Source organism: Yoonia sp., assembly GCF_042093035.1.
GTDB lineage: Bacteria > Pseudomonadota > Alphaproteobacteria > Rhodobacterales > Rhodobacteraceae > Yoonia.
In genome coordinates, this window is sequence record NZ_JBELFI010000179.1 from 1 (window position 1) to 3,429 (window position 3,429).

3 protein-coding genes are annotated in these 3,429 nt (G+C 58.8%); 2 read left to right on the top strand and 1 reads right to left on the bottom strand.

Going from position 1 to position 3,429, the window contains the following annotated elements:
- The first annotated feature begins 63 nt into the window (after nucleotides 1-63).
- Together ACFDSS_RS14175 and ACFDSS_RS14180 are read left to right on the top strand one after the other, a co-directional pair.
- Nucleotides 64-798, top strand: a complete 735-nt coding sequence (locus tag ACFDSS_RS14175; RefSeq protein WP_375256369.1) for a GNAT family N-acetyltransferase — start codon at nucleotides 64-66, stop codon at nucleotides 796-798.
- Nucleotides 799-808: 10 nt separating this feature from the next.
- On the top strand, nucleotides 809-2,617 hold the full coding sequence (locus tag ACFDSS_RS14180) for an ABC-F family ATP-binding cassette domain-containing protein (RefSeq protein WP_375256370.1): 1,809 nt from the start codon (nucleotides 809-811) through the stop codon (nucleotides 2,615-2,617).
- A gap of 63 nt (nucleotides 2,618-2,680) precedes the next feature.
- Here ACFDSS_RS14180 and mazG read toward each other — a convergent pair.
- A partial coding sequence (gene mazG, locus ACFDSS_RS14185) for a nucleoside triphosphate pyrophosphohydrolase (RefSeq protein ID WP_375256371.1) occupies nucleotides 2,681-3,429 on the bottom strand: 749 nt, incomplete at its 5' end.

Genomic DNA, 3,429 nt, shown 5'->3' on the forward strand with positions numbered 1-3,429 from the left:
TTCCTTTCATGTTGCTGTGGGGTAACGTAGGCTCAGTATGCGGCTTCGCCAAGGTAAGGCTTGATGACATTTTTGTTCCACAAAGGATGCTACGACGTGCGGTTTGCCGGCACGCGGGCAGAATTGGCGGCCTGCCAGCGCCTGCGCCAGCAATGTTTTTATGGCCGTGAGGGGCTGGATCAAGACCGTTTTGACACGCAATGCCGTCACCTGATGATGACGGATCGCACAGGGGCGGTCGTGGCGACCGCGCGCCTTTTTGTCATGAAATCAGGGAGCGAGATCGGCCAAAGTGCGGCGGCGCTCAGTTATGATCTGGCGGGTCTTTCGGAGAACGCCAAGCCGATGCTGGAGGTGGGCCGGTTTTGCATCGCCCCGCATGTGCTGGACACGGATGTCTTGCGCATCGCCTGGGGCGCGTTGACCCGCATCGTGGACGCCGAAGATATCGCGATCTTGTTTGGCTGCACCAGTTTTGCGGGCACCGACCCAACGCACTACGGCAATACCTTTGCGCGCCTACAAGCAAGACATCTTGGTCCTGCGCATCAGCGACCGGGTCAGAAAGCGCGGGAGGTGATTCCCTTTGCGACCTGCCCGCAAAGCGGCTCTGACCCGATGCCGCCCTTGCTGCGAACCTATTTGGCGATGGGCGGTTGGGTAGGCGATCACGCGGTGGTCGATCAGGATATGAAGACATTGCATGTTTTCACCTGTTTGCCGGTCGCCGACGTGCCCTGCGCCTGCGCCCGCGCCCGCGCGCTGCGCGCTCTTGCAGAAGATGCGCGACTGACATAGCCACGCGTTCATGGCACGAGCACCCCTTCTCCAACTCTCCGATATTGCGCTGACTTTCGGCGGCGACCCGGTCTTCGAAGACCTGTCTCTCGTTGTGCAGCCGGGCGACCGTGTGGCACTTGTGGGGCGCAATGGCTCTGGCAAATCGACGTTGATGAAAGTCATGGCAGGGCTGGTGCAACAAGACCACGGCACACGGGTGGCTGCGCCGGGCGTGCAAGTTGGCTACATGGAACAAGACCCAACCATGCAAGGCTATGCGACCTTGGGGGACTACGCGGCCAGTGGCCTGGACCCCGAAGACAGCTACAAGGTGGAGATAGTCGCGGAAGGACTGAAATTCGATCCGGCAGGGGCTGTGGCCACGGCATCCGGCGGGGAAAGGCGGCGGGCGGCCTTGGCCAAGCTGATGGCCGAGGCGCCAGAACTGATGCTGCTGGACGAGCCGACCAACCATCTCGATATCGAAGCGATTGCCTGGCTTGAACAAGAGCTGAAACAAACCCGCGCGGCATTCGTGCTTATCAGCCACGACCGGGCCTTCCTGCGGGCGCTGACAAAGGCCACCTTGTGGATTGATCGGGGGCAGGTGCGGCGCGCGGAACAAGGGTTTGAACACTTCGAGGGCTGGCGCGACAAGCTCTGGGAAGAAGAAGACCAGCAACGCCACAAGCTGAACCGCAAAATCAAGGCAGAGGCACGTTGGGCCGTCGAGGGCATATCAGCGCGGCGCAAACGTAATCAGGGCCGGGTGCGGGCTTTGCAGGATTTGCGCGCGCAAAAGGCCGCTCAGATCACCCGGCAAGGCACGGCGGCGATGGCCTTTGATGGGGGTGCGACCTCTGGCAAGAAGGTGATGGAAGCCTTCGGTCTGACCAAGTCCTTTGATGGCAAACAGATCGTCAAAGATTTTGACCTGACAGTGCAAAGGGGTGACCGGATCGCTTTTGTCGGACCAAACGGGGTTGGCAAGACGACGCTGATTAAGATGCTGCTGGATCAGATGGCACCGGATCAGGGGCACGTAAAACTGGGCACGAACCTCGATATCGCGGTCTTCGATCAAAGCCGCGCGGCACTGGACCCAAATATGTCGCTTTGGGAAAACCTCGCCAGTGATCCGGTCTTGGGCGTGTCGGGTAAATCCGATCAGGTGATGGTGCGCGGGGCGCCCAAGCATGTGGTGGGCTATCTCAAGGAATTCCTGTTTGATGAGGCACAGGCGCGCGCGCCGGTCCGCTCTCTTTCGGGCGGTGAAAAGGCGCGGCTCTTGCTGGCGCGATTGATGGCGCGCGAAAGCAATCTGCTGGTCCTGGACGAGCCGACCAATGATCTGGACATTGAAACGCTTGATCTGTTGCAGGATATCTTGGGCGATTATGATGGCACGGTGCTGCTTGTCAGCCACGATCGCGATTTTCTGGACCGGGTGGCTACCACAACAATCGCGATGGAGGGCAACGGGCAGGCGGTCGTTTATGCCGGCGGCTGGACTGACTATCGCATGCAACGTGGCGGCGACTTTCTCGAATCAAATAAAGCCACCAAGCCGTTGGCAAAGAAGGAAAAAAGGGTCGATAATAGGGAGCAAGCGACAGGGCTGACCTTCACCGAAAAGCACCGGTTGGAAGAACTCCCCGGCGTGATCGACCGGATCATCGCCGAGATCGCAAAACTGGAAGAGCTTCTGGCTGATCCAAGTTTATTCACCGAAAACCCCGTGAAATTCCAAAAAGCGATGGACGCTCTGGTCGCACGGCAAAACACGCTATCAGACGTTGAAGAACAATGGCTGATCTTGGAAGAAAAAGCCTCATAAGGCTTCTCCTGTTCGGCAAATACCTTCGGGGGGCCCGGAACGGGCGGGGGTCCGAGGACCCCCTCAGGTGTTTTTTTCCTGGCGTTTCACTTCATCCCAAAGTGCATCCATCTCCGCCAGATCGCTCTCATTGGGTGTTTTGCCGCGTGCGGCAAGCGCATCTTCCACAGCGTCAAATCGGCGGGTGAATTTGGCGTTGGTCGCACGCAGGGCCGCTTCGGGATCAACATCGAGATGGCGGGCGAGATTGGCAACGACAAACATCAGATCGCCAAATTCCTCGGTGACTTCGGTATGGCTGAGATGTGCGCGGGCTTCGACCAATTCTCCGGCTTCTTCGACAATTTTATCGATCACATGGCTGGTATCGGGCCAATCAAATCCGACCCGCGCGGCGCGTTTTTGTAGCTTCACAGCGCGCGTGAGGGCAGGCAGACCAGCGGCAACACCATCCAAGGTACGTGTCTGTGCTTTGCCTGCGCGCTCCGCCGCTTTGATCTTTTCCCAGTCGGCCGTTTGCTGTTCTGATGATTTATCGCGCGATTCGTCGCCAAAAACATGCGGGTGGCGCGCGACCATCTTGTCGCTGATGGCTTTGACGACACTCTCGAAGGTGAAATGTCCGGCCTCGGCCCCCATTTGCGTGTGATAGACGGTTTGCAGCAACAAATCGCCCAATTCGCCCTCAAGTTCCCCCAAATCGCCGCGCGCAATGGCGTCGGCGACCTCATAGGCTTCCTCGATCGTATAGGGGGCGATGCTGTCGAAATCCTGTTCGATATCCCACGGGCAGCCGGTGTCGGGATCACGCA